Annotated in this window: 25 protein-coding genes; 18 read left to right on the forward strand and 7 right to left on the reverse strand. The window is 40.7% G+C overall.

Going from position 1 to position 25979, the window contains the following annotated elements; all coding sequences use genetic code 11:
* Nucleotides 1-521: 521 nt before the first annotated feature.
* From glyQ to I6F10_RS17540, 3 genes are all read left to right on the forward strand, one after another.
* On the forward strand, nucleotides 522-1424 hold the full coding sequence (gene glyQ, locus I6F10_RS17530; protein ID WP_004335201.1) for a glycine--tRNA ligase subunit alpha: 903 nt from the start codon (nucleotides 522-524) through the stop codon (nucleotides 1422-1424).
* A 1-nt stretch (nucleotide 1425) separates the two neighbouring features.
* Nucleotides 1426-3495, forward strand: a complete 2070-nt coding sequence (glyS, locus tag I6F10_RS17535; protein WP_197099185.1) for a glycine--tRNA ligase subunit beta — start codon at nucleotides 1426-1428, stop codon at nucleotides 3493-3495.
* A 74-nt stretch (nucleotides 3496-3569) separates the two neighbouring features.
* Nucleotides 3570-4019 (forward strand): hypothetical protein, encoded by a 450-nt coding sequence (locus tag I6F10_RS17540; protein WP_004335197.1) that lies wholly within the window; start codon nucleotides 3570-3572, stop codon nucleotides 4017-4019.
* Between the two features lie 130 nt (nucleotides 4020-4149).
* On the opposite strand, the gene tusA is transcribed toward I6F10_RS17540, so the two are convergent.
* The 3 genes from tusA to fadB form a co-directional block, all read right to left on the reverse strand.
* Nucleotides 4150-4389: a sulfurtransferase TusA gene (gene tusA, locus I6F10_RS17545; protein WP_182696209.1), complete on the reverse strand. Its 240-nt coding sequence runs from the start codon at nucleotides 4387-4389 to the stop codon at nucleotides 4150-4152.
* A gap of 292 nt (nucleotides 4390-4681) precedes the next feature.
* A complete protein-coding gene (gene fadA / locus I6F10_RS17550; RefSeq protein WP_024597185.1) occupies nucleotides 4682-5851 on the reverse strand; it encodes an acetyl-CoA C-acyltransferase FadA in 1170 nt (389 codons plus the stop codon).
* A 4-nt stretch (nucleotides 5852-5855) separates the two neighbouring features.
* Nucleotides 5856-8015, reverse strand: coding sequence for a fatty acid oxidation complex subunit alpha FadB (fadB, locus tag I6F10_RS17555; protein ID WP_138489862.1), 2160 nt, complete (start codon nucleotides 8013-8015; stop codon nucleotides 5856-5858).
* Between the two features lie 192 nt (nucleotides 8016-8207).
* On the opposite strand from fadB, the gene I6F10_RS17560 reads away from it, so the two are divergent.
* From I6F10_RS17560 to I6F10_RS17600, 9 genes are all read left to right on the forward strand, one after another.
* Nucleotides 8208-10094 (forward strand): transglycosylase SLT domain-containing protein, encoded by a 1887-nt coding sequence (locus I6F10_RS17560; RefSeq protein ID WP_197099186.1) that lies wholly within the window; start codon nucleotides 8208-8210, stop codon nucleotides 10092-10094.
* 310 nt (nucleotides 10095-10404) lie between these two features.
* Complete coding sequence (pepQ, locus tag I6F10_RS17565; RefSeq protein ID WP_197099187.1) at nucleotides 10405-11727, forward strand: Xaa-Pro dipeptidase; 1323 nt, start codon at nucleotides 10405-10407, stop codon at nucleotides 11725-11727.
* A gap of 86 nt (nucleotides 11728-11813) precedes the next feature.
* Nucleotides 11814-12428 carry a YigZ family protein gene (locus I6F10_RS17570; protein ID WP_004335181.1) on the forward strand — a complete coding sequence of 205 codons (615 nt, stop codon included), beginning with the start codon at nucleotides 11814-11816 and terminating at the stop codon, nucleotides 12426-12428.
* Nucleotides 12429-12524: 96 nt separating this feature from the next.
* A complete protein-coding gene (locus I6F10_RS17575) occupies nucleotides 12525-13976 on the forward strand; it encodes a TrkH family potassium uptake protein (protein WP_004335179.1) in 1452 nt (483 codons plus the stop codon).
* 44 nt (nucleotides 13977-14020) lie between these two features.
* Complete coding sequence (locus I6F10_RS17580; protein WP_197099188.1) at nucleotides 14021-14683, forward strand: flagellar brake protein; 663 nt, start codon at nucleotides 14021-14023, stop codon at nucleotides 14681-14683.
* 452 nt (nucleotides 14684-15135) lie between these two features.
* Nucleotides 15136-15348, forward strand: coding sequence for an EF-hand domain-containing protein (locus I6F10_RS17585; protein ID WP_024604775.1), 213 nt, complete (start codon nucleotides 15136-15138; stop codon nucleotides 15346-15348).
* A gap of 63 nt (nucleotides 15349-15411) precedes the next feature.
* Complete coding sequence (locus I6F10_RS17590; RefSeq protein ID WP_197099189.1) at nucleotides 15412-15624, forward strand: EF-hand domain-containing protein; 213 nt, start codon at nucleotides 15412-15414, stop codon at nucleotides 15622-15624.
* Nucleotides 15625-15763: 139 nt separating this feature from the next.
* Nucleotides 15764-15976: a calmodulin gene (locus I6F10_RS17595; RefSeq protein ID WP_024604777.1), complete on the forward strand. Its 213-nt coding sequence runs from the start codon at nucleotides 15764-15766 to the stop codon at nucleotides 15974-15976.
* A 277-nt stretch (nucleotides 15977-16253) separates the two neighbouring features.
* Nucleotides 16254-16469 (forward strand): EF-hand domain-containing protein, encoded by a 216-nt coding sequence (locus tag I6F10_RS17600; protein WP_024597191.1) that lies wholly within the window; start codon nucleotides 16254-16256, stop codon nucleotides 16467-16469.
* Between the two features lie 67 nt (nucleotides 16470-16536).
* Here the strand turns inward: I6F10_RS17600 and trkA are convergent, their stop codons facing one another.
* From trkA to def, 4 genes are all read right to left on the reverse strand, one after another.
* Nucleotides 16537-17913, reverse strand: coding sequence for a Trk system potassium transporter TrkA (gene trkA, locus I6F10_RS17605; protein ID WP_004335170.1), 1377 nt, complete (start codon nucleotides 17911-17913; stop codon nucleotides 16537-16539).
* 86 nt (nucleotides 17914-17999) lie between these two features.
* The gene (gene rsmB / locus I6F10_RS17610) at nucleotides 18000-19295 is read right to left on the reverse strand and encodes a 16S rRNA (cytosine(967)-C(5))-methyltransferase RsmB (RefSeq protein ID WP_004335167.1); all 1296 of its coding nucleotides are present in this window, start codon (nucleotides 19293-19295) and stop codon (nucleotides 18000-18002) included.
* On the reverse strand, nucleotides 19288-20241 hold the full coding sequence (gene fmt, locus I6F10_RS17615; protein WP_024604778.1) for a methionyl-tRNA formyltransferase: 954 nt from the start codon (nucleotides 20239-20241) through the stop codon (nucleotides 19288-19290). Before fmt ends, rsmB begins: the two co-directional genes overlap by 8 nt.
* Before the next feature lie 21 nt (nucleotides 20242-20262).
* The gene (def, locus tag I6F10_RS17620; protein WP_004335162.1) at nucleotides 20263-20769 is read right to left on the reverse strand and encodes a peptide deformylase; all 507 of its coding nucleotides are present in this window, start codon (nucleotides 20767-20769) and stop codon (nucleotides 20263-20265) included.
* A gap of 118 nt (nucleotides 20770-20887) precedes the next feature.
* Here def and I6F10_RS17625 point away from each other — a divergent pair, with 118 nt between their 5' ends.
* The 6 genes from I6F10_RS17625 (at nucleotide 20888) to hemF (ending at nucleotide 25835) form a co-directional block, all read left to right on the forward strand.
* Complete coding sequence (locus I6F10_RS17625) at nucleotides 20888-22006, forward strand: LysM peptidoglycan-binding domain-containing protein (RefSeq protein ID WP_165743940.1); 1119 nt, start codon at nucleotides 20888-20890, stop codon at nucleotides 22004-22006.
* A 31-nt stretch (nucleotides 22007-22037) separates the two neighbouring features.
* Nucleotides 22038-23129 carry a DNA-processing protein DprA gene (gene dprA, locus I6F10_RS17630; protein ID WP_165743939.1) on the forward strand — a complete coding sequence of 364 codons (1092 nt, stop codon included), beginning with the start codon at nucleotides 22038-22040 and terminating at the stop codon, nucleotides 23127-23129.
* Between the two features lies 1 nt (nucleotide 23130).
* The gene (locus tag I6F10_RS17635) at nucleotides 23131-23604 is read left to right on the forward strand and encodes a DUF494 family protein (protein ID WP_004335158.1); all 474 of its coding nucleotides are present in this window, start codon (nucleotides 23131-23133) and stop codon (nucleotides 23602-23604) included.
* Between the two features lie 114 nt (nucleotides 23605-23718).
* Nucleotides 23719-24294 carry a DNA topoisomerase family protein gene (locus tag I6F10_RS17640; protein WP_004335155.1) on the forward strand — a complete coding sequence of 192 codons (576 nt, stop codon included), beginning with the start codon at nucleotides 23719-23721 and terminating at the stop codon, nucleotides 24292-24294.
* A gap of 25 nt (nucleotides 24295-24319) precedes the next feature.
* Nucleotides 24320-24883, forward strand: a complete 564-nt coding sequence (locus I6F10_RS17645) for an L-threonylcarbamoyladenylate synthase (protein WP_004335153.1) — start codon at nucleotides 24320-24322, stop codon at nucleotides 24881-24883.
* 1 nt (nucleotide 24884) lies between these two features.
* Complete coding sequence (gene hemF / locus I6F10_RS17650; RefSeq protein WP_024604781.1) at nucleotides 24885-25835, forward strand: oxygen-dependent coproporphyrinogen oxidase; 951 nt, start codon at nucleotides 24885-24887, stop codon at nucleotides 25833-25835.
* The last annotated feature ends 144 nt before the right edge of the window (nucleotides 25836-25979 follow it).

Raw genomic sequence — 25979 nt, forward strand, 5'->3', positions numbered from 1 at the left:
GATAGCGCATACCATTTAAGAAGCAAGCGTCCAGACATGGTGCGTCAGGAGCTATGGGGCGTGTTACTCGCCTATAATTTAATACGAAGAATAATGACGATGGCGGCGACAGTTACAGGGAGATGGCCTAACCAGCTTAGTTTCTCTAGCAGTTCGATGGCTGTCATTCAGTATTTCTCGTCAGTATCTATAATGAGTCCAGGGAACATTCCAATACACTGGCAGCACTTACTCAATACACTGGTCTTATTTAAGCTTCCAGCTAGACGAGAGGATAGAAGATATCCCCGATGGGTTAAGCCAAAACCATCTAAGTATCCCCATAAAAAGAAANTGGGTTAAGCCAAAACCATCTAAGTATCCCCATAAAAAGAAAAATGCCAGTCAGCTTAACTGACTGGCATTAGCCTAATGGCTCCTTTTTTATTTTTTCAATTACACAAACTGCTTAAAACCTGAGTGTACACACGGTATACTAAGGGTAATTTTCACGCTACTTCTTAGATAGTAAAAAGCCAAATATGCAAAAATATGACGTAAAAACCTTTCAAGGTTTGATCCTGGCTTTACAGGATTATTGGGCGCAGCAAGGCTGTGTCATTATTCAACCACTTGATATGGAAGTGGGAGCCGGGACATTTCACCCGCAAACATTTTTAAAGTCTATTGGTCCAGAGCCAATGTCGAGCGCGTACGTTCAGCCGTGTCGTCGTCCTACGGATGGCCGCTATGGTGAAAACCCAAATCGCCTACAACATTACTACCAATTCCAAGTAGTTTTAAAGCCATCGCCAGATAACATCCAAGAGCTTTACTTAGGCTCATTAGCGGCAATGGGTATTGATACCCTTACTCACGAAGTTCGCTTTGTAGAAGATAACTGGGAATCACCTACGCTAGGCGCATGGGGCTTGGGATGGGAAATTTGGTTAAACGGCATGGAAGTAACGCAGTTTACCTACTTTCAACAAGTGGGTGGCTTAGAGTGCTCACCAGTAACAGGCGAAATTACTTACGGCCTAGAGCGTTTAGCAATGTACATTCAAGGCGTAGATAGTATTTACGACCTAGTATGGGCAGACGGTCCACTAGGGCGCGTAACATACGGCGACGTGTTCCATCAAAATGAAGTAGAGCAATCTACTTATAATTTTGAACATGCAAACGTAGAAGACTTATTTGCACAGTTTGATAAGTGTGAAGCAGAAAGCCAAAAGTTAATTGAAGCTAACTTACCACTACCTGCATACGAGCAAGTAATGAAAGCATCGCACGCATTTAACTTACTAGACGCACGCCACGCAATTTCGGTAACCGAACGTCAGCGTTATATTTTACGCGTTCGTGCGTTATCAAAAGCGTGTGCACAAAGTTACTATGACAAACGTGAAGCGCTTGGTTTCCCGCTGTGTAAGGATAAGTAAAATGTCAGCACAAAATTTATTAGTAGAAATTGGCACTGAAGAGTTACCACCAAAAGCATTGCGTAAATTAGCAGAAGCCTTTGCTGCAAACTTAACTCAAGAGCTAGAAACATTAGAATTAGCACACCAAGGCGTAAGCTGGTATGCATCGCCTCGTCGTTTGGGTTTACAAGTAAAAGCGCTTGAAGCTAAGCAACAAGACAAAGAAGTTGAAAAGCGTGGCCCAGCAACAAAGGCAGCGTTTGACAGCGAAGGTAACCCAACAAAAGCAGCAATGGGTTGGGCACGTGGTTGTGGTATTGAAGTAAAAGACGCACAAACACTTGAAACCGATAAAGGCGCTTGGTTATTGCACATTGCTAAAGTAGCAGGGCAAGAAACGAAAACCCTAATGACAGATGCAATCACAAAAGCATTAAGTAAATTACCAATCCCTAAACCAATGCGTTGGGGGGCGAATAAAACACAATTTATTCGCCCTGTGCATACAGTAACTATTTTATTTGGTGATGAGCTACTTGAAGGCGAAATTCTTGGTAAGCAAATAACTAACCAGCTTCAGGGTCATCGTTTTCATCACCCAGAAAAAATTAGCATTAACCATGCAGATGACGTTTTTGACGTACTTAAATCTGCTTACGTTATTGCTGATTACGAGCAACGTAAAGCGCAAATTCGAGCACAAATAGAAGAGGCTGCAAGCGCAGTTAACGCTGTTGTTGCAATGGATGAAGATTTACTAGAAGAAGTAACATCACTTGTAGAGTGGCCAGTTACTTTAACGGCAACATTTGAAGAAGCATTTTTAGATGTACCAGCCGAAGCGTTAATTTACACCATGAAAGACGATCAAAAATATTTCCCGTTATTAGATCAAAACGGCAAACTTTTAAATAAGTTTTTGTTTGTATCTAACATCGAAAGTAAAGATCCAAGTGTGGTTATTTCTGGTAACGAAAAAGTAGTGCGCCCGCGTTTAGCCGATGCACAGTTCTTCTTTGAAACAGATAAAAAGAAAACCCTAGAAAGCCGATTAGAGTCGCTTGATAGCGTATTGTTCCAAAAGCAACTTGGTACGCTTAAAGATAAGTCTGAGCGCATTAGTGAACTTGCAGGTTATATTGCTGAGCAATTAGGTGCTGATAAAGACCTAGGACAGCGTGCAGGCTTATTAAGTAAAACTGACCTAATGACTGAAATGGTTATGGAATTTACCGACGTGCAAGGTGTAATGGGAATGCATTACGCTCGCCACGATGGTGAAGCCGAAGATGTAGCCGTAGCGCAAAACGAGCAGTACATGCCACGCTTTGCAGGGGATAACTTACCAACAAACTTAATTAGCTGCGCAGTAGCGATTGCTGATAAGTTTGACACGCTGGTGGGTATTTTTGGTATAGGCCAAGCACCTAAAGGTGACAAAGACCCATTTGCTCTTCGTCGTGCTGCTATTGGTGCACTGCGCATCATGGTAGAAAAAGAACTACCACTTGATATTTTAGACCTAGTAGCTAAATCGCAAACATTGTTTGGCGACAAGTTAACTAACTTAAATGTATCAACTGACGTATTTGAGTTTATGCTAGGGCGCTTCCGTGCTTGGTATCAAGACGAAGGTATTGAAGTAGACGTAATTCAAGCAGTGCTTGCACGTCGTCCGACTAAACCTGTTGATTTTGACCGCCGTGTTAAAGCCGTAAGCCACTTCCGTACATTAGACGCAGCAGAAGCGCTTGCAGCAGCTAATAAGCGTGTAGGTAACATTCTGGCTAAAAACGATATTACCAGCCAAGGTAGTGTTGATGAGAGCTTATTAAGCGACGACGCCGAAAAAGTATTGGCATCACAAGTAGCAAAATTTGCCACTGACCTTGCGCCACTTTACGCAGATGGAAACTACCAAGAAGCATTAAGCCAATTGGCGGGTATTCGTGAAAGTGTTGATAACTTTTTTGACAACGTAATGGTTATGGCCGACGATGAAGCTGTTAAGCAAAATCGTCTTGCGCTATTAAGCCAGTTAAGCGGATTGTTTTTAGGTATTGCAGATATTTCTGTTTTACAAAAATAACACCGATTAGCAATTTTAAAAGCCAGCGTTTTGCTGGCTTTTTAGTTTTCACTGTATGCAAAGGATACCCATTGATGATTTCTATGAAACGAATTTTAACCTTAGCAATTGCTGGTTTACTTACTGCCTGTACAAGCCAAATTTCGATTAACGATGTTTTACCACAGCAAGAGCTTGACCGCACAATTTACTTACGTGGCGACTTTACACTGTGGGATGCAGAACCCCAGTATCAGTTTGCGCCAGTTGGCCCTGCGCTTTATCAAGCGCAAGTTAAATTTTCGACCCCAGGTAAAGTGTACGAATTTAAAATAGCCGATGCCGATTTTAGTGAAGGTTACAACTGTGGTTACAGCGATGCACAACCAGCAGGGCAAAAACTAACACTCGGTCAGCCAGCTATCGCAGACTGTAATACTATTTATAACTACTTTAGTTTCACACCAGCAATAAAAGGCACGTACATAGTAAGTATTGATTACAGTGACTACGATAAGCCACAAGTGACGATAACGAAGAAGTGATTTTTAGCTATTTAATAGCCCTAGTGGGTTGATGGACTTGTGACAAGGACGTTGTAGGATTTATTCAGCATTAACACCAAGGGGGTTTCGTAGTTTGGGTTTCGTAAAACTCAACCCGACCTACGTGAGTTTAAAGCCCTTTCTTCACCACATATCTATACGGTGCTGCTTCTGCATCTTTAGCCACCAGGGTGTGATCCATAAACGTACAAAAACTCGGAATGTCGCGAGTGGTTGATGGGTCATCAGCAGTTATTAATAACGTTTCACCATCGTTCATTTTACGAATAGCAGCACGTACCATCATTACTGGCTCTGGGCAGCGAAGGCCTATGGCATCTAATTGGTGATCGGGATTATCAAAGCTCATAATAAATTGGCCTGTTTAATTAAAGTGATTGCTGTGTACGCGAGTGCTTAGGTATAGCAATTAATAAGTTTGGCAGTTTAACGCAATTTTATGTGTAATTTAACTATTTTACTTAATGCTTTTAGCAGTTTCAAAATGCTTTATTTAATAATACGCCCGATCACATAATTACGCTGTTACATGCTTGTTTGATAAAGGGACGTTTTATAAATTGAAGCTAATAAAAAAGGCGAACTGAATAAAATCAGTTCGCCTTTTTAATCACCAAGATGGTTTTACATGTTTAAACTAATTAGTCTTGAACACGTTCAAATACAGTTGCAATGCCTTGGCCTAAACCAATACACATAGTTGCTAAACCGTATCGTACATTTTTGTCTTCCATTAAGTGAATAAGCGATGTGCTAATACGCGAACCCGAACAACCCAGTGGGTGACCAAGTGCGATTGCGCCGCCATTTAAATTCACTTTTTCGTCAACTACATCCATTAACCCTAAATCTTTCATTACAGGTAATGATTGAGCTGCAAAGGCTTCGTTAAGTTCTACTACACCTAAGTCATCAATTGTAATACCGGCTTGTGCAAGTGCTTTTTTACTTGCTGGTACTGGGCCGTAACCCATAATTGATGGATCGCAACCAGCGACTGCCATTGCTTTAATACGCGCACGAATTGGTAAGCCAAGTTCTTTTGCTTTTTCTTCGCTCATTACTAACATTGCAGATGCGCCGTCAGAAAGTGCAGAAGACGTACCGGCTGTTACCGTACCTGATGCAGGATTAAATACTGGGCGAAGCTTTGATAGACCTTCTACTGTTGTTTCTGGGCGAATTACTTCGTCGTCTTCAACTAAGATAAGCGAACCATCTGCATCGTGACCTTCCATTGCTAAAATTTCGCGACGGAAGCGGCCTTCAACAGTTGCAGCTTGTGCACGTTGATGTGAACGGTAAGCAAATTCATCTTGTTGCTCACGGCTAATGCCATGAAGCGTTGCAAGGTATTCTGCTGTTAAGCCCATAGAGCCAGACGCTTGTGCAATTGATGTTGCTAAGCCTGGGTGAAAGTCGTTGCCGTGAGTCATAGGTACGTGACCCATGTGCTCAACACCACCAATTAGGTAAGTGTCGCCAGCGCCTGTCATTATTGCGCGTGCTGCGTCATGCAATGCTTGCATAGAAGAGCCACATAAACGGTTAACCGTAACAGCAGGAACGCTGTGCGGAATACCGGCAAGCAATGATGCGTTACGTGCTACGTTAAAGCCTTGCTCTAATGTTTGCTGTACACAACCCCAATAAATATCGTCAATTGATGCAGGATCAACTGCAGGGTTGCGATCTAGTAAGCCTTTCATTAAATGTGCGCTTAAGTCTTCTGCACGTTTATGTTTGAATACACCACTTTTAGAGCGACCCATTGGTGTGCGGATACAATCTACAATTACTGGATTATTCATGATATTAACCTTCCACCTTATAGAAAACACGACCTTCTTCGGCCCACTTGCGAGTTTGTTCAGATACTTGGTAAATCGCACCTAGGTGAGCGTATTTGTCTGCTGCTGCAACAAAGTTAGCTAAACCAGTTTGATCTAAGTAACGGAACGCGCCGCCTCTAAATGGAGGGAAACCAACACCGTAAACTAATGCCATATCTGCTTCTTGAGGCGAGGCAACAATGCCTTCTTGCAAACACAGTAGCACTTCGTTAATCATTGGAATCATACAACGGTCGATGATTTCTTGTTTATCAAATTCTTTTGGTGCGTCTGTGATTGGGCTTAGTAGCTCAATTGCTGTCTCGTCATGAGACTTTTTAAGACGACCGCGACGATCTGTTTCGTATTTGTAAAAACCGGCTTTGTTCTTTTGTCCAAAACGTTTTTCGTTGGCAAAAATAGTCACAGGGTCTTTATCAGCACGAGCCATACGCTCAGGGAAACCGTCAGCCATTACGCCAGTACAATGGAACGCTGTATCAATACCTACAACATCAAGTAGGTAAGCCGGACCCATAGGCCAGCCAAATACGTTTTCCATTACTTTATCTACTTTTGCAAAGTTAGCGCCTTCAACAACTAATTTGCTAAAACCTGCAAAGTAAGGGAATAAAACACGGTTTACAAAAAAGCCTGGGCAATCGTTAACAACAATTGGCGATTTACCTAATTTAAGCGCGTAATCAACTACTGCATTAATTGTTTTATCTGAGGTTTTTGCACCACGGATAATTTCTACTAATGGCATTTTTGGCACAGGGTTGAAAAAGTGCATACCACAGAAGTTTTCTGGCTTATCTAGCGCTTGTGCTAGTAAATCAATACAAATAGTCGATGTATTTGAAGTAAGTACAGTGCCTTCTGGCATGTTCTTTTCAAGATCAGCGAGTACTGCTTGCTTAACTTTAGGGTTTTCTACAACGGCTTCAACAATGATGTTGGCACTTTGTAGGTCTGACTCGTTAAGTGTTGGTTTAATTTTGCTAAGTGTTGCCAACATTTTTTCCATTGGCATGTGGCCACGCTTAACTTTTGCACCTAACAATTTAGATGCTTCACCCATACCTAAATCAAGCGCATCTTGTTGGATGTCTTTCATTATAATAGGTGTGCCTTTATAAGCAGACTGGTATGCAATACCGCCACCCATAATACCAGCACCTAATACAGCGGCTTGTTTGATTTCTACATCGCTGTGCTTAGCAAATTTACGTGCTTTACCTTTAATGTATTGGTCAGCTAGGAATATACCAGTTTGTGCAGCTGCTTCTGGTGTACGTGCTAATTTAGCAAAGTTAGCGTTTTCGATTGCCATTGCTTCATCGCGAGTACAGTTTGCCGCTGCTTTAATAGTACGTACAGCCATAACCGGTGCAGGATAGTGGCCTTTGGTTTTACCCATTACCATACCTTCTGCCATAGCAAAGCTCATGCCTTGCTCAACACGGTTTAATTTAAGTGGCTGTAGTTTTACGTTGCGTTTTGCTTGCCAATCTAGCTTGCCAGCAATCGCCAGTTCAAGTGTTGATACACTTGACTCTAAAAGTTTGTCAGCACTAACTACCGCGTCAAACGCACCTACTTTAAGGGCATCTGCTGCGCGGTTTTCTGCGCCTGAGGTAATCCACATCATCGCGTTATCGGCGCCAATGATACGTGGTAAGCGCACTGTGCCACCAAACCCTGGCATTATGCCAAGTTTAACTTCTGGTAGGCCCATTTTAGCTGTTTCGCTTGCCACACGATAATCGGTAGCAAGTGCCCACTCACAACCACCGCCAAGTGCCATGCCGTTTATAGCGCTTAGAGTTGGGAATGGTAAATCTTCGATTGCATCAAAAACGTCGGTTGCATTTTTGATCCACACTACTAATTCTTCTTCAGGTTTAGTAAATGTAGGTAAAAATTCGAAGATATCGGCACCAATAATAAAGTGGTCTTTATCACTGGTAAAAATCATGCCTTTGATATCAGTATTGGCGGCTAATTCTTTTAATGCTGCTGCGCAATCTGAAAGAGTTTTTTGAGATAATGTGTTTACAGAACCTGCAACACAAAACTTAAACTCGGCGATGTTTTCCTTTAGGAAGCTAACTTCAAAGGAATCGCTTTTATATAACATTATTATTCTCCCTAGTTGACGAACTAAGACTGGTACGATGAGTTTGCATTTCAATCAGTGTGCTTGCTTTAAATTAAAAATGCAACGAAAAATTTAACTCGGTTACAATCGACTGGTTAAAATATAGCTGGTTTGGTGCTAAGGTGGTTGAAAAGTTTTTATTCACTACTTTAATTTTTATTAAAGGACATTATGAAAAAATATTTACTAAGTGTTGCGGCAGCTGCATTCATTTTCCCTCTTCACTCTGCCGAGGCAAGTATCGATAACGATGCCTTTTTAGATGCCGAAAAAAAAGTAAGGTACGGCAGTTACCAAGACTTTAAACAAGCGGTTAGTAACCTAAATCATCCGTTAAAACCGTATGTTGAAAAAACATATTGGCAACGTCACCCGAGTATTAAGCATCAGGCAGAGATAGAAGACTATTTAAATATATACCAGCATACGCCGCTTGAGTGGCCGGTCCGTAAAGCGTGGTTAGAGTATTTAAAAGATAACAACGAAAAGGCGGCGTATATCCGCAACTATCGTGAAACGTCTAATACGGAGCTTACTTGTACTTATTTAGATTTTCAGCTTGATTTAGGTGCTCCCGAAAAGGCAATTCTAAATCAGGTGACCGACTTATGGGCTGTAGGTAAATCGCAACCTAATGGTTGTGATAGTTTATTTTCTACGTGGCGTAAAAAAGGCTACATGAAAGAAGAAACGGTTTGGAAGCGTGTAACACTTGCTGCACAAGGCGGAACGCAAAGCTTATTACCTTACTTAAAAACTTTATTACCAAGTAAGGAGCGTTACTTAGCTGACTTATATTTAAAAGTGCGAAAAGATCCAAGCGCAGCCGCTGGATTATATAGATATAAAAACAAGTCGGCTAAAGAAGGGCAAATAGCTATTTATGGTGTTAAGCGTTTGGTTTGGCGCGATAAAGAGCTAGCTTTAAAAGCATGGGAAAAGCTAGAAAAAATATTTAAGTACAGCGATGAAGAAAAAGCGGATGTGTATTACACCTTTGCATTGTCACTTGCCTCTAGCGGGCATAAACAAGCGAGCTTTTGGCTAAATAAAGTGCCAAAAGAGCGACTAGACAGCAAGCTTATTCAATGGCAACTGGGCAATATGCTCAAAACCCAAGATTGGGAAGGGATTGCTGCATTTTTTACAGGTAAAGAAAATTTAAGTCTTGGTCAGCAATATTGGTTAGCTTATAGCTATGCACAACGTGGCGAGCAACAAAAAGCAGACGACATCTGGAAAAAAGTAGCGGCTAATCGTGATTATTACGGCTTTTTAGCCGCAGCACGTTTGGGGTTGCCCGTTGATTTAAATAATCAGCCTTTAGCAGTCGATAAGGTACTTGTAGATAAAGTGAGTAATGCACCAGGCTTTAAGCGTGCAAAAGCACTTTATGATATTGAGCGCTTTACGTCGGCGCGCCGTGAATGGAATTACTTAACGGATACCTCCAGCGATGAAGAAAAGCTGGCAGCATCACAGTTATCTACCGATTTAGGTTGGCACGACAGTACTATTTTTACTTTAGCAAAAATTAAAGCATGGGATAATGTAGAGCAACGTTTTCCGTTTGCGTTTCAAGATGTTTTTGAGCGCTACAGTAAACGTAGCAAGATAGATGTTGCTTGGAGTATTGCTATTGCAAGGCGTGAAAGCTCTTTTGCGCCAGATGCACGCTCGCATGCTAATGCGCGTGGTTTAATGCAGTTATTACCTAGTACTGCTGAGTATGTAAATAAAGGCAGTGTGACAAGTAGTCGTTTATATCAACCTAAAACAAATATTAGGTTGGGTACGAGTTACTTACAATACTTAAAAAAGAAAAACCATGGCAATGAAGTGCTGGCTACGGCTTCTTATAATGCGGGTTATCACCGTATAAAGCGTTGGTTACCTGATGACGCTATTCCGGCTGAGTTATGGGTAGAGCTTATTCCGTATCGCGAAACCCGCAATTACGTAAAAAATGTATTTGCGTACAGGCAGGTTTACCATACAAGAATGGGCCGAGAAGGTAATGTATTAGCGCCGCTACTCGAAATGAAAATGGGCGGTTGAATACATGATACCAATCGACCAATAACTTAACACGATAGGTATAGGTATTAATAAGGGGGATGTTTACATGTTAAATATCCCCCTTTTTTGAGCGCTTAGGGTAATACCAATTTTATTAAAAACATGATCATTCTAGCGTATTAAATAACTCAATAACTGCGTTAAAAATTATTTATATAGAACAACTATGTATCATAATTTTAGCCTTGTTATTAAGCTATTCTCTTATCGCTATAATAGATCATTAATTTAATGCAATTGGTATAAGTGATAGACTCATAGCAAGTTAAATTTAACAGATGGATTAACAATGGATAAATTAGCCGTTTTATACGCCGAACATATTGCAACACTGCAACAGCGTACTCGTACAATTTGTAATAGCGAAGGGTTAGAAGGATTAGTAATTCATTCAGGCCAAGCTAAGCGCCAGTTTTTAGATGATATGTATTATCCATTTAAAGTTAATCCACAGTTTAAAGCGTGGTTACCGGTTATTGACAATCCTCATTGCTGGATTGTGGTAAATGGCAGCGACAAGCCAAAACTAATATTTTATCGCCCGGTAGATTTTTGGCATAAAGTACCAGACGAGCCTCGCGACTTTTGGGCTGAGTACTTTGATATAGAGCTACTACTTCAGCCTGATCAAGTAGAAAAGTTATTACCATACGATAAAGCTAAATATGCTTACATGGGTGAATACATTGAAGTAGCGCAAGCTCTTGGTTTTAGTATTATGAACCCTGAGCCTGTACTTAACTATTTTCATTACCACCGCGCTTATAAAACGCAGTACGAACTTGAATGTTTACGCAACGCTAACCGCATTGCAGTAGATGGGCATAAAGCTGCACGCGATACATTCTTTAATGGTGGTAGCGAGTTTGATATTCAGCAAGCGTACTTAATGGCGACACGTCAAAGCGAAAATGAAATGCCGTACGGCAACATTGTTGCGCTTAACGAAAACTGCGCTATTTTGCACTACACGCACTTTGATCCAAAAGTGCCACACACCCACAACTCATTTTTAATTGATGCCGGTGCAAACTTTAATGGTTACGCTGCTGATATTACTCGTACGTATGATTTTAAAAAGCAGGGTGAGTTTGCTGAGCTTGTACAAGCGATGACAGTTCAACAAATCGAGTTAGGTAAAGGTTTAAAGCCGGGTATGCTTTATGGTGATTTACACGTTGAATGCCATAACCGTATCGCACAAATACTCAGTGACTTTAAAATTGTTAACCTACCCGCGGAGGAAATTGTTGAGCGTAAAATTACATCTACTTTCTTCCCGCATGGACTAGGACATCACCTAGGTTTACAAGTGCATGATATGGGCGGTTTTATGAGTGACGAAAAGGGCACACATCAACCATCGCCTGAAGGGCATCCGTTCTTGCGTTGTACTCGCCTGATCGAAAAAACCCAAGTGTTTACTATTGAGCCTGGTTTATACTTTATTGATTCACTGCTTGGTGATTTAGCGCAAACCGATAATAAGCAGTTTATTAACTGGGAAAAGGTCGAGTCATTTAAACCATTTGGCGGCATTCGTATTGAAGATAACATTATTGTTCACGAAGATAGCCTAGAGAATATGACGCGTAATTTAGAACTCGATTAATTTCTATAAAGACGAGTTAGCGAATAAACGTTAAAATATGCATATGAACGGGGCCTTTAGGCCCCATTTTTAATTGAGCTTTTAATATGTCTGAATATAAATATCCTGCTGCTGACGTTTTTCATCAAGAAGAAATAAAAAAAAGTACGTTTATAGTCCACATTGCACACACCCCCGATTTAAATTCAGCAAAAACATTTATTAAAAGCATTGAAGAAAAGTATAGCGATGCACGCCATAACTGCTGGGCACATGTGGCAGGCAACCCCGGTGGCAGCCATGTTTATGGTTTTTCGGACGATGGTGAACCAAATGGCACTGCAGGAAAGCCTATGTTAAATGTGCTGGTGGGTTCGGGCCTTGGCGAAATCACTGCCGTGGTGACACGTTATTTTGGCGGCATAAAATTAGGCACCGGCGGGCTAGTACGTGCTTATGGTGGCTCATTAAATAATGCATTAGTAAAATTGCAAACGGTGCTTAAAGTTCCCAGCGTTGAAATTACTGGGAGTAGCGAGTACAGCATGCAAGGCGCGATTGAGCAGTTATTAAAAACAAAGTATCAAGTGCTTAATATTGATAAGCAATTTACTGCTAATATTGAGTGGGTGATTACAATCGATAGCCGCGAAGCTCAGCAAGCAATCAAAGATATTTTTGATTTAAGTCACGGCGCAGTTGAGTTAACTATTAAAGAGTAATAATCTACACAAATTGCATATAATGCATACTGACCCTATTTAATTTGGTTGATACTACTCAGCCTGAATTTACTAATAATAAAAGCGACAAGCTAAATGCAATTTCGTACCATCATAAAAATTCTTGGCCAACTTGTTGCGCTGTTTAGTATTACCATGGTGCCTCCGGCACTGGTGTCTTTAATATACAAAGACGGTGGTGGTGTTCCCTTTGTTTTAGCATTTATTTTTAGTGTTGTTATTGGCATGATGGCTTATTACCCAAACCGCCATGAAAACGGTGATTTAAAAGCACGTGAAGGCTTTTTAATTGTTGTTTTGTTTTGGCTGGTACTTGGGGCGTTTGCGTCCTTGCCGCTTATCTTTTTACAAGAACCTAATTTATCGCTCGCCGATGCGGTATTTGAAGCATTTTCTGGCTTAACAACCACCGGCGCTACAGTACTTACCGGTATTGAGTATTTACCCAAGTCGGTATTGTTTTATCGCCAGCAACTCCAGTGGTTTGGCGGTATGGGTATAATCGTACTCGCTGTTGCTATACTCCCAATGCTAGGTGTTGGTGGTATGCAGTTGTACCGCGCTGAAATACCTGGGCCTGTAAAAGATTCTAAAATGACCCCGCGAATTGCCGATACTGCAAAGCACCTTTGGTATATTTATGTGTCGTTGACTATTACTTGTATGCTGGCTTATTGGGCTGCAGGGATGGAGTGGTTTGATGCGATATGTCATGCATTCTCAACGGTCGCTATTGGTGGCTTTTCTACTTACGATGCTTCCATGGGTCACTTTGACAGCCCTGTAATTAACTTTATTTGTGTGTTCTTTTTAATTATTGCCGCTGTTAACTTCTCCCTACATTACGCCGCAGTGGCCAGTCGTAATATACAAGTTTATATCAGAGACCCAGAGTTTAAGGTGTTTTTGTGTATTCAATTAGCCCTGGTGGTTATTTGTTTTACTGTACTTTCCTCTAACGAAATATTTGCTAATGGCGATGAAACCCTCGATCAGGCGTTATTTCAAGCTGTTTCGATGAGTACAACAGCAGGCTTTGCTACAGATAACTTTTCAACATGGCCGTTGTTTTTACCTATTTTACTTATATTTTCGAGCTTTATTGGTGGCTGTGCAGGCTCTACCGGTGGTGGCATGAAAGTAGTTCGCGTATTTTTACTTTATTTGCAGGGCGTGCGTGAGCTTAATCGTTTAGTGCATCCTCGTGCTATATATTCAATCAAGCTGGGCCGTAAGGCGTTGCCAGATAAAGTAGTAGAAGCTGTGTGGGGCTTTTTTTCTGCTTATGCGCTGGTATTTATTATTATTATGTTAGCGCTCATGGGCACGGGTATGGATAACATAACTGCGTTCTCAGCCACTGCTGCTTGTTTAAATAACTTAGGCCCAGGTTTAGGAGATGTAGCATCGCATTATGGTGCTATAACCGATGGGGCTAAATGGTTACTGACCATTGCAATGGTGTTTGGTCGCCTAGAAATATTTACCTTATTAGTGCTATTTACGCCTACATTTTGGCGTGGTTAAACGAGTCGTTTAAATTTTAATATACAAGTTAGTGGGAAAGGGATATGCCAACTTCAAATCTAGACAAATTACATCAACTAACTACAAGTGGTTTGGTCGATTTAGAAATATTAACCCCAACCGACAGTAAACGTGTAAAAACCGAGTTTGTTGGTTTGCTTGAAAATAAATTTATTATTTTAAATTACCCAAACTCTAGACGTTTACCTGCTAGTAGTGACTATTTACGTGATGGTGTAATGGTTGTTGTTAGAGCATTAATTGAAGGTAGTGGTGGGCAAGTTATAGCGTTTCGCCAACAAATAATGTCGGTTGCGTCTCACCCGGCTAAGCTTATATTTATTAACTATCCTAAGCAGGTGCAGTTATTTGCACTGCGCTCGCAAACGCGTATACCTACCTTATTACCTGCAAAGCTAAAGCTAAGTGACGACAGAATACTTGAAGGCCTCATTAAAGACATTTCGCTAACAGGAGTAATGTTTGATATTAGAGGTGATCAGCAAGATGAAAATATTAAAGATATGCAATGCACAGTAACACTCAATAGCAGCGATAAAAGTTTTGAAGGCGAAATTTGCAGTGCTAAGGAACATGTCGCAGGCGTGCGTTGTGGAATTAAGCTACTAGCAAGCGAGGATGAAATGAAAACCTTTATGAAAGAGCATTTTATAGACCCATCTGCGCTTGAGCCCACCGTTGAATAAATCGTTTTTCGCTTATTTGCAACAAAATGGCGTTTTACGTGAGTATTTATAAAGTATTTTTTGTTTTTATATAATTAAATATATTATTTAAATAAAACAGTGCATTACGTATTATTTTTTGTGTTATTAAATCTACCTCGTTAAAATTTATCTGAATTATTCTATAAATCCCCTTCTTTAATTTCCATACATTTAAAAATGTATCTTTTTATCTAAACATAACTATATGTTTTTAATAGTTTTAATGTATCCACTCTGAAGTGCGTTGCTAAAAGGCAACAGTAATTACTTTAAAAACCCCTTCTTTTTATGAGTTTTACATTTAACTATCTGAAATTTAATAGCTTTTAAATGTTGGCATCTAATTTGTTATACCCTAGGTGTACTGAACGAAATCGTGATTCAAAGTGAAATACTTAATCGCACACACATAAATTTGAAGGATACATATTATGAAAAGCATTAATAAAACTTTAGCACTTATCGCTATTGCATCTTCTTCAGCCGCTTTTGCTGCAACAGACTTTGACACACTTGATGTGGATGGCAGTGGCACAATTAGCCAAGCAGAAGCATCAGTAGACGCAAAATTAATGAGCATGTTCTCTGAACTTGATACAGACCAAGACGGCGAACTATCTAAAGAAGAGTTTTCACAAGTATAAGCTTAAAACTCTGGGGCGCTACTAAGAGCCCCACATTACTCAAAAAATTGAAGGATACACGTTATGAAAGCATTAAATAAAGCATTAGCACTTGTGGCACTAGCATCTTCTTCAGCCGCGTTTGCAGCAACAGATTTCGATACATTAGATGTAGATGGCAGTGGCACAATTAGCCAAGCAGAAGCATCAGTAGATGCAAAGCTAATGAGTATGTTCTCAGAACTTGATACTGACCAAAATGGTGAGTTATCAAAAGAAGAATTTTCAGAAGCTTAATTTAAAGTATTTATCCTGAGTTGCCAAAGACAACCTAAGTAGGCAAGGGAGCTTACGAAAGAGGATAACAAGGAAGTGAAAAATTACGTTTTAAGTTAAACGAAGCAATTTTTTTGATAGAACATTGAAGGATTAAGTTATGAAAAATTTAAATAAAGCATTAGCACTTATAGCACTAGCGTCTTCTTCTGCTGCATTTGCAGCATCAGGTTTTGACAGCCTTGATATTGATGGTAGCGGCACAATTAGCCCAAGCGAAGCGGCAGTTGATACAGATTTAATGGCCGAGTTTATTGAGCTAGATACCGACGGTAGCGGCGAGCTTTCTAAAGAAGAGTTTGCTAATTACTAATTAACCTGAACTCTGGATAATAAATCTATCTCTAGCAGCTATTTTCAGCGCTAACTGCGTTGAATTTACTTGCAATAGGCCAGCTATTGACGCGTAAATTCGCCTTGTTTTCACTGAAAATCTCTGGCTAGAGAAAATAAATTTAAATATCACCATGATTCAATACGTTAGTAAATCTCTTAACCAGAGTACAGGTTAACTAACCTTTTTCAGATTAAACATTTTTCACAGTCAGGGATCTTTGAAAAGGACTTCCCATATTACTAGGAATATTATTATGAAAACATTCAATACAACACTTGCAGTTATCGTTTTAGCATCTTCATCAGCAGCATATGCAGCAGTGGACTTTGCCTCTTTTGATGCAGATGGCGACGGTGCGATTACAATGGAAGAAGCAAAGGTTAACCCTCAGCTTGTAAAGATTTTTGATGATTTAGATACTGATGGAAATGGTGAAATCTCTAAAGAAGAGTTTTCAAAGGTACAGTAATCAATATTCGAAGATACTCCACTAAAGCCGCCTTAGTCAGCGGCTTTTTTGCGTTTATGCCAAATAATTATAAGAATATAGCACTTACCTGGAATAGCTTTTCTACAACGGTAATGTGTTTCTTGTCGATTAGAAACATAATGACATGATCGCCCGACATAATAATTGTATCATCGTGGGCTATCAGTACATCGTCGTTACGTACTATTGCGCCAATAGTAGTACCAGCAGGGAGTTTAATGTCGGCAATAGCACGGCCAACCACTTTTGAAGTGTTTTCATCGCCATGAGCAACGGCTTCAATTGCTTCTGCTGCACCTTTGCGTAATGAGTACACATTAACAATATCACCACGGCGTACATGAGTAAGCAATGCCGATATAGTGGCTTGCTGCGGCGATATGGCAATATCTATTTCGCCGCCTTGTACCAAATCAACGTAAGCACCACGCTGGATAAGCACCATGGTTTTTTGTGCGCCCATACGTTTTGCAAGCATGGCTGACATAATGTTTGCTTCATCGTCGTTGGTTACGGCAATAAACACATCTACTTGTTCAATATGCTCTTCTGAGAGCAGTTCTTGATCAGATGCGTCACCACAAAAAACGACCGTGTTATCGAGCATTTCCGAGAGTTGCTCGGCACGCTCTTTACTGCGTTCAATTAATTTAACCGTGTGGTTTTTTTCAAGTGAGCGGGCAAGGCCTGCCCCAATGTTACCGCCACCAGCTATCATAATTTTTTTGTAAGAACGCTCTAGTTTTTGTAGCTCGTTCATTACTGCGCGTATATGTTTTGTAGCGGCAATAAAAAACACTTCGTCATCGGCTTCAATAACGGTGGTACCCAATGGTTTTATTGCTTTACCTTGACGATAAATAGCTGCAACACGGGTTTCTACATTAGGAATATGCTCTTTAAGTGCAGATAACGCATAACCTACAAGTAAACCGCCATAGTAAGCTTTTACGGCTACTAACGAGAGCATGCCATCAGCAAACTGCAATACTTGCAGAGCACCAGGGTAGTCAATTAAACGGCGAATATACTTAGTGACCAGTGCTTCGGGAGCAATGTAATGATCGATTGGTAAATCATCGTTTTGAAATAGTTTTTCGCGGTACTTTAAATATTGCTCTGAGCGAATGCGGGCAATTTTAGTGGGCGTTTTAAAAATACTGTACGCCACTTGGCATGCAACCATGTTCACTTCATCTGAACTGGTTACCGCAATAATCATATCGGCATCTTCAGCACCTGCACGGCGTAATACATCAGGATGCGCGCTGTGGCCCATAACCCCTTGTAAGTCGTACTTATCTTGAAGTTCACGTAATCGGTTACCGTCTATATCAACAACGGTAATTTCGTTTTGTTCGCCAACTAAGTTTTCAGCAAGCGTAGCACCAACTTGCCCGGCACCGAGTATAATTATTTTCATTATTTACCCGTGGTATTGATCATAATTTAATTAAAAAAATAGCCATTTAATGTTTCATAAATGGCTAACTATTTAGTGTACGGCTATTAGGCTTTTTTAACTAGCTTAGCGTAATAAAATCCATCACTTTCACCGGGCAGTAACTGCAAACCTGGCGTTGTTACGGTATCGTTTTCGTGTAGAGGTATATGTTCTACATCATCATTATTAGCTAAAAACTTAGCAACTTGCTGTTGGTTTTCTTGTGGAAGAACCGAACACGTAGCATATACCAATGTGCCACCTGGTTTTAACAGTGGCCAAATGCTATCAAGAATATCGCTTTGTAACTTAGCTAAGTCTTCGATGTCTGATGCGCGACGTAACCATTTTATGTCAGGGTGACGGCGAATTACACCAGTGGCCGAACAAGGCACATCAAGTAAAATACGATCAAATAATTTTTCATCCCACCATGTATGTGGTTGTGATGCGTCGCCACATTGTAGGTCTGCACCTAAGCCAATGCGAGTTAAGTTTTGCTTAACACGTTCAAGGCGAGTTGAGTCGCTATCAAGTGCAAGTACATCTGCATCAGCAAGCTCTAAAATATGACATGTTTTACCGCCAGGTGCTGCGCAGGCATCCAAAATATAGTCATCTGCTTTAGGTTCTAAAAAGCGGGCTGCCAACTGTGCAGCAGCATCTTGTACTGAACATGCACCTGTATCAAACTCAGGCAACGAAAATACATCACGTGGTTTGGCAAGTTTAATCCCATCAATAAAATCAGGGTTTAAGGTGTGTTCAATATCGTTAGCGCTAAGCATGTCGCTGTATTCTTGCGTGCTAAATTGGGCTTGATTGACACGAAGCCACATTGGCGCTTGTTGCTGGTTTTCTTCAAGTAGTGCTTCCCAGCTATCTGGGTAGGCTGTTTGCACCTGTTTAATAAACCAATTTGGATGGTTGTATAAACATACCGGAATAAGCTTCGCTTTTTCTTCAAGCTCAGCTTGTTGACGCTGAAAGCTACGTAAAATGGCGTTTATCAGCCCTTTTAATCCTAAAGCGCGTAGTTGAGCCAGTGCGTTAACCGTTTCTGAAATGGCAGCATGAGGTGGTACGCGCATATGCTGCAGTTGATAAATACCTACGTATAATAAAAACTGAAATATTCTACGTTTACCTTTTAATGGCTGCTCTACTAAGTGTTGGCAGTAATTTTCAAGGCTCGGTAAGTAGCGTAAAACGCCATAACAAATTTGCTGTAGCAACGCTTTATCTTTAGGCGGCAAGCCTTGGCTTGCAAATGGAAGTTCTTGATTAAGCGATGCGCCTTTATCAACTACGTTATATAAAGTTTCAGCGGCAAGCGCTCGTACGTTTGGAACATTACTCATTGTTTTCGCCTAATATTGTGCCAGGAGTAACCCAGTCACTACGACCATTTAAAAAGTCGTTAATTGCCATTGGTTTTTTACCTTGCGGCTGTAATTGCGTAATACATAAAGCGTGTTCGCCACACGCCACTACTACGCCATTTTTGTCGCTTGATAAAATTTGCCCAGGATCACCTGATTGCAGCATAACCTGCGCTTGATGAATCTTTACTGTTTGCCCACCCATTTGGGTAAAGCACATTGGCCACGGGTTAAAAGAGCGAATGTTTCGCTCGATTTGAAGCGCACTCATGGACCAGTCGATATCAGCTTCTTCTTTAGAAAGCTTTTTAGCGTAGTTAGCAAGTTCATCGTTTTGAGGTTCAGGGGTGATCTCACCATTAGCTAATTTATTAATGGTTTCAATTAACGCATCTGGACCTAGCTCAGCAAGCTTTGTATATAAGCTTGCGCTAGTTTCTGTTGTGCTAATAGGGCAGCGGCTTATATGTAGCATATCGCCGGTATCTAGCCCTTCATCCATTTGCATTATTGTTACGCCGGTTTGTTCATCACCTGCCCAAATTGCGCGTTGAATAGGTGCAGCACCGCGCCAGCGCGGTAATATAGAGCCATGCACATTTAAACAACCTAAACGTGGCGCTTCTAAAATAGCTTTAGGTAAAATTAAGCCATATGCTACAACAATCATAATGTCGGCATTTAAGCTTGTTAGCTCAGCTAGTGCTTCATCATTTTTTAATGACTGTGGCTGAAAAACCGGTAAATTGTGCTCAAGCGCTAGCTCTTTCACTTCACTGGCTTTTAATTTTTTACCACGACCTGCAGGGCGATCTGGCTGGCTATATACACCCACTATTTTGTGTTCGCTTTGTATCAGCGCTTGTAAATGACGTGCGGCAAAGTCTGGCGTACCGGCAAATATAATGCGTAATGGTTGAGTCACTGAGTTTTCCTAAGGTGCTTATTACTGTTCTGCAAACTTGGCTTCTTTTTCAAGCTTTTTACGAATACGTTGGCGCTTTAATGGAGATAAGTAATCAATGAATAGCTTACCTTGAAGGTGATCTAGTTCATGTTGAATACAAATAGCCAATAATTCATCTGCATCTAGTACAAATTCTTCACCGTTTTCGTTAAGTGCAGCGACTGTTACTGTTTCAGCGCGGTCTACTTTTGCATACGAGTTAGGTACTGATAAACAGCCTTCTTCGCTAACGGTAGAGCCGTCTTTTTTAATGATTTGTGGATTAATTAATACCAGTGGCTCATTGCGCTCTTCTGATACATCAATAACAACGATTCGTTGATGAATATCTACTTGCGTGGCCGCAAGACCAATGCCATTTTCATCGTACATTGTCTCTAGCATGTCTTTTACAATTTGGCGTACTGTGTCGTCAACTTGTACAACATCTTTTGCTACAGTACGTAAACGTTCATCTGGAAATCTTAAAACTTCTAACCTAGCCATAGTTACCTTTTTCACTTGTGCTTAATTTAGGGTATTGTATGCTCTTATTTTAGCCATTCGCGTTCACCTTTAACAGGTTTTGGGCAATAATAATGAAAAAACAATACAAGGAAGCTCGATGAAATCTCCATTACTTGCAATCATGCTTACGTTAAGCGCTGCGTTTCCCGCAGTTGCTGATGTACTTAAAATAAAAAAAGACGCACCAAAACAGTATGTTGTAAAAAAAGGCGATACACTTTGGGATATTTCTGGCATCTATTTAGATGAGCCTTGGCTATGGCCTGAACTTTGGCAAATGAATCCACAAATTGACAACCCACACCTAATTTACCCCGGTGATGCATTAGCGTTGATATACGATGCTGATGGAAACCCACGTTTAGTGATCAATAAAGGATATAGAAAGCTATCTCCTCAGGGTCGTATTACACCAAAAGGGCGTAATGCTATTACTACTTTGCCGCTTGAAATGATCAAACCTTATATCAGTTACGAGCAAGCAATGAACAGTGATGATATTAAAGGTAAGCCTTATATTTTAGGTGCTAACGAAAATACTAAAACACAAACGTTAGGCCACATTTTATATGCTAAAGGCGACTTACAAGTACATAAAGCATATGCCATTTACCATAAAGGTGACCCTTACACAGACTTAACTGGTGAAGTGTTAGCAACGCGTGCATCTTATGTGGGTATAGCACGTGCCTTTAGAACGGGTGATGAGAAAAATGGCGTGCCTTCGTCATTACGTGTTGAGTCTGTTAAACGAGAAATTCAGCAGGGTGATTTTTTAATGCCGGCAATGGAAGGCCAAATGCTCCCTGCGTACTTTGATATACACCGTCCCTCTGAGCCTGTAACAGGTAATATTATTGCTTCACCACGTGAAGTTAGAGAATTCAGCACAATGGATGTTGTGGTGCTAAACTTAGGCAGTGAACAAAATATAGAAGCGGGTCATGTATTAGATCTAGAGCGTCAATCACCAACGGTTATCGATGGTCCTCGTGGCCCTCGTTACCCAGAAGATTCTAGTAAATACGAGAAGCTTTTATCTGATGTGAGCCAATTATTTGGTGATGAGTCTGACGAAGAGAGCACAACGTGGACCATGCCTAAAGAAAAAGTTGGCGAGCTAATTGTCTTTAAAGTGTATGACAAAGTAAGTTATGCATTAATAACTAAAAACCAGCACCCAATTCGCATTGGAGATATTGCAGTTATTCATTAAGAAGTAGCGAGTCGGTGCTCTAGGAGAGAGCATGGATCAGTCATCTGGCAAGCTAGCCCACTGGCTTGCCTTTTATATGTGTAAAGGGTTGGGTATAAAGACCCTTTTAGCACTATCTACAAACTATCCCCTTGGGTCGTTATTCGACTTATCTCATGACAAGCTTTTACAGCTTGGGTTAACCGCTAATCAAGCGAGTAATTTACTCAACACCAATTGGCAACAAGTCAGTCATTATGAGCAATTAATAGCGCTGAACAACATTACTGTTGTTTGTATTTTTGATGCGCTTTACCCAGAAGATCTCCGGCAGATTGCCAGTGCGCCTTTATTACTCTTTTGCAGGGGAGATGTCTCGTTATTATCAACTCCACAGATTGCAATTGTTGGCAGCCGTAATGCTACACCTACCGGGCTTGAAATAGCCTCAGAATTTGCATACGAGTTAACTTTGGCGGGTATTACAGTTACTTCAGGCATGGCGCGGGGAATAGATGGTGCAGCACACAAAGGTTCTCTTGCTGGTACAGGTAAAACCATAGCTGTGCTTGGTACTGGGGTTGATATTTACTACCCCAAACGCCATAAACTATTAACAGACCAAGTTTTAGAAAACGGCCTGCTGGTGAGTGAGTTTTTACCAGGCACAGCTGCTCATGCGCACAACTTTCCGCGCCGTAATCGTATTATTTCTGGGTTATCGTTAGGAGTACTTATTGTTGAGGCTGAAATTAAAAGTGGTTCGTTAATTACAGTACGCTATGCGCTTGAACAAAATAAAGAGGTATTTGCAGTACCGGGTTCTATTAAAAACCCGTTAGCGCAGGCAAGTCACTTTTTAATAAAGCAAGGTGCTAAGCTGGTAGAAAACGTGGCTGACATTCTTGATGAGGTGAGTTTTACTTACGACAATAATGTATGTAATAAAGAGCAGCCGATTCAAGCCAATTCTCAATGTGAGGTTTTAAATAGTATTGGCTTTGAAGTAACCAGTGTAGATGACATTGTGCGTCGTGCGCAGTGGCCAATAGATAAAGTACTCAGTAGGTTGCTCGATTTAGAATTAGACGATCAGATTGAGCGAGTGTTAGATGGTTACATCAAGTTAAGCGCAGGAAGGTAATATGTTTGATATTCTTTTGTATCTTTTTGAAAATTACATTCATAGCGAAGCGGATATATTTGCAGAGCAAAATGAGTTAACCGATGAGCTACTGCGTGCGGGCTTTAATAAGCCTGAGATATTTAAAGCTCTTGATTGGTTAGAGCAACTAGCCGATTTACAACACAGCGATGAGTCTCCTTATCTTATTGCTAACCCTAAAGATGCTGTGCGTATATTTACCGATAGTGAATGCCAAAGGCTCAGCGCTGAGTGTCGTGGCTTTTTAATGTTTATTGAACAAATAGGCGTAATTAACAATGTAACACGTGAAATGGTAATGGACTGTTTAGCCTCTCTTGATAAACCAACTATAAGCCTAGAAGACTTAAAGTGGATTGTACTTATGATCTTGTTTAACGTTCCTGGCTCTGAAGAGGCATATGAGCAAATGGAAGATTTGATTTTTGATGAACCCAGCGAACTTCTTCATTAGAGATAATTATCTTAATTGTACTCAAATTACTTAAAAGGATAAGCACGGCATTGCTTGTATCTTTAAGTGGTTTGGGTATATTAGGCGAAAATTCACCAACCTATTAGGATCACCATGAGTAAAATCGACCATTCGCTTTTCTCGGCGAACAAGCACGCCCTCGAAAAAGAATACGAGATATGCCCACAGTGTGGTTCAGAGTTAGTGATCCGCAATAGTAAATCAGGCCCTTTTCTAGGATGCGCAAGTTATCCCAAATGCGACTTTATTAGGCCGCTGGCACATCACGACAGTAACGAAATCAAAATATTAGAAGATTCAGCATGTCCTGAGTGTAGCAAACCGCTGGTGGTTAAAAATGGCCGCTATGGTATGTTTATTGGGTGTACGGGTTATCCAGAGTGTCATTACATTGCTAACGAAAATGAAGAAAAGCAAAGCGAAGATACTTTGCCTAGTTGCCCTAAATGCAAAAAAGGTCATTTAGTCGCGCGCAGTAATAAGTTTGGTAAAGTATTTTATTCTTGTGATTGTTATCCAAGCTGTAAATACACGCTTAATAATAAACCGGTTGAACATCCGTGTCCTGAATGTGACTGGCCTATCGTCATAGAAAGAAATATGGCAAACGGCATATTATTGCAATGCCCACAAAAAAGCTGCATGCATAAGCTCACCCCAACTGAATAACGTTTAATTATATCTGGAGACTACTTTGTCAGACCTTTCAAATACGCCCACTGCAATAACATGCTTAACGCAAGGCGAAGTTATTTTATACCCAACAGAAGCTGTATATGGTTTAGGTTGTGATCCAGATAATCAACAAGCCGTTGAAGCACTATTAGCTATTAAGCAGCGCCCGGTTGAAAAAGGGCTTATTTTAATCGCTGATAACTACGGACAATTATTAAAATACGTAGATGATGCAAAAATACCAATGGATAAACGCGCTGATATTTTTTCGAGTTGGCCTGCTGCAATTACATGGGTGATGCCTGCATCTAAAAATACGCCTAAATGGCTCACAGGGCAGTTTGATACCATTGCAGTAAGAGTAACAAACCATCCAACAGTAAAGCGTTTATGCCAAGAGTTTGGTAAGCCATTAGTATCAACCAGTGCAAACTTAACCGGCCAAGAAACGGTAATTAGTATTGAGCAAGCCAAAGCGCAATTTGCAGAACAAGTTGGCTTTTACGTTGACGAGCCGTTAGGTGGTAATACTCAACCAAGCACAATAAAAGACGCCATGACTGGCAAAATATTTAGAGGTTAATATGCAAAGCGAATTATTAGATCAAGTAAAAGCCTACTTTATGGCTTTGCAAGACACTATTTGCCAAGGTTTGGAGGCTGCAGATGGCAGTGCTAAATTTATAGAAGATAACTGGCAGCGAGCAGAAGGTGGTGGTGGTCGTACACGTGTAACCACAAATGGCACTGTAATAGAGCAAGGCGGAGTTAATTACTCACACGTATTTGGCGCTTCAATGCCAGGCTCTGCAACAGCACATAGACCAGAGCTTGCAGGACGCAGCTTTCATGCATGTGGTGTGTCGTTAGTTATTCATCCTAAAAACCCTCATGTACCAACAAGTCATGCCAATGTGCGCTTTTTTATAGCCGAAAAAGAAGGCGAAGAGCCAATATGGTGGTTTGGTGGCGGGTTTGATCTCACTCCTTTTTATCCAGTATTAGAAGACGTACAACATTGGCATCAAGTTGCTCACGACATTTGTGCGCCTTTTGGCAGCGACATTTATCCAAAATACAAAACCTGGTGCGATGAATATTTTTATCTTAAACACCGCGATGAAACACGTGGCGTGGGTGGACTATTTTTTGATGATTTGAATGAGCTAGGTTTTGAGCAAAGCTTTGCGTTTATGCAATCGGTGGGTAATGGATTTTTAGATGCCTATTTACCTATTATTGAACGTCGCAAAAATGACGAATACACAGAGCAACAACGTGATTTTCAGCTTTATCGTCGCGGGCGCTACGTTGAGTTTAATTTAGTATGGGATAGGGGCACTTTATTTGGATTACAAAGTGGCGGGCGCACTGAGTCTATATTAATGTCTATGCCACCACTTGCACGCTGGGAATATAACTATAAACCAGAGCCAAGTAGCCCAGAAGCTAACCTATATCAGTATTACTTACGCCCGCAAGAGTGGTTAACGAGTCAACCAAGTGAGCTGATAGCCAGAGAGTGGCAATTATAAAAATTAAACAATAATCAAAAAGGCACTAATTAGCTGTCTCTTGATCACAAGTCTGACTCAAGAGATTTTGCTAAATCGTAGCCTTCCAGGATGGCTTGTAACTTAAGCCATCCTTTCCATAACACTTTCACAGATGCACGCCCT

Source organism: Pseudoalteromonas sp. SWYJZ98 (assembly GCF_015864495.1).
Classification (GTDB): domain Bacteria; phylum Pseudomonadota; class Gammaproteobacteria; order Enterobacterales; family Alteromonadaceae; genus Pseudoalteromonas; species Pseudoalteromonas distincta.

Bases quoted from the DNA above. Each gene is read 5' to 3' on its own strand.
- I6F10_RS17540 (WP_004335197.1), top strand. From the start codon at position 3,570: ATGATTTCTATGAAACGAATTTTAACCTTAGCAATTGCTGGTTTACTT.
- I6F10_RS17635 (WP_004335158.1), top strand. From the start codon at position 23,131: ATGTTTGATATTCTTTTGTATCTTTTTGAAAATTACATTCATAGCGAA.
- hemF (WP_024604781.1), top strand. From the start codon at position 24,885: ATGCAAAGCGAATTATTAGATCAAGTAAAAGCCTACTTTATGGCTTTG.
- glyQ (WP_004335201.1), top strand. From the start codon at position 522: ATGCAAAAATATGACGTAAAAACCTTTCAAGGTTTGATCCTGGCTTTA.
- I6F10_RS17595 (WP_024604777.1), top strand. From the start codon at position 15,764: ATGAAAAATTTAAATAAAGCATTAGCACTTATAGCACTAGCGTCTTCT.
- I6F10_RS17575 (WP_004335179.1), top strand. From the start codon at position 12,525: ATGCAATTTCGTACCATCATAAAAATTCTTGGCCAACTTGTTGCGCTG.
- rsmB (WP_004335167.1), bottom strand. From the start codon at position 19,295: ATGAGTAATGTTCCAAACGTACGAGCGCTTGCCGCTGAAACTTTATAT.
- pepQ (WP_197099187.1), top strand. From the start codon at position 10,405: ATGGATAAATTAGCCGTTTTATACGCCGAACATATTGCAACACTGCAA.
- I6F10_RS17600 (WP_024597191.1), top strand. From the start codon at position 16,254: ATGAAAACATTCAATACAACACTTGCAGTTATCGTTTTAGCATCTTCA.
- I6F10_RS17560 (WP_197099186.1), top strand. From the start codon at position 8,208: ATGAAAAAATATTTACTAAGTGTTGCGGCAGCTGCATTCATTTTCCCT.
- fadB (WP_138489862.1), bottom strand. From the start codon at position 8,015: ATGTTATATAAAAGCGATTCCTTTGAAGTTAGCTTCCTAAAGGAAAAC.
- glyS (WP_197099185.1), top strand. From the start codon at position 1,426: ATGTCAGCACAAAATTTATTAGTAGAAATTGGCACTGAAGAGTTACCA.
- fadA (WP_024597185.1), bottom strand. From the start codon at position 5,851: ATGAATAATCCAGTAATTGTAGATTGTATCCGCACACCAATGGGTCGC.
- I6F10_RS17590 (WP_197099189.1), top strand. From the start codon at position 15,412: ATGAAAGCATTAAATAAAGCATTAGCACTTGTGGCACTAGCATCTTCT.
- trkA (WP_004335170.1), bottom strand. From the start codon at position 17,913: ATGAAAATAATTATACTCGGTGCCGGGCAAGTTGGTGCTACGCTTGCT.
- I6F10_RS17640 (WP_004335155.1), top strand. From the start codon at position 23,719: ATGAGTAAAATCGACCATTCGCTTTTCTCGGCGAACAAGCACGCCCTC.
- I6F10_RS17585 (WP_024604775.1), top strand. From the start codon at position 15,136: ATGAAAAGCATTAATAAAACTTTAGCACTTATCGCTATTGCATCTTCT.
- dprA (WP_165743939.1), top strand. From the start codon at position 22,038: ATGGATCAGTCATCTGGCAAGCTAGCCCACTGGCTTGCCTTTTATATG.
- I6F10_RS17570 (WP_004335181.1), top strand. From the start codon at position 11,814: ATGTCTGAATATAAATATCCTGCTGCTGACGTTTTTCATCAAGAAGAA.
- tusA (WP_182696209.1), bottom strand. From the start codon at position 4,389: ATGAGCTTTGATAATCCCGATCACCAATTAGATGCCATAGGCCTTCGC.
- I6F10_RS17580 (WP_197099188.1), top strand. From the start codon at position 14,021: ATGCCAACTTCAAATCTAGACAAATTACATCAACTAACTACAAGTGGT.
- def (WP_004335162.1), bottom strand. From the start codon at position 20,769: ATGGCTAGGTTAGAAGTTTTAAGATTTCCAGATGAACGTTTACGTACT.
- I6F10_RS17625 (WP_165743940.1), top strand. From the start codon at position 20,888: ATGAAATCTCCATTACTTGCAATCATGCTTACGTTAAGCGCTGCGTTT.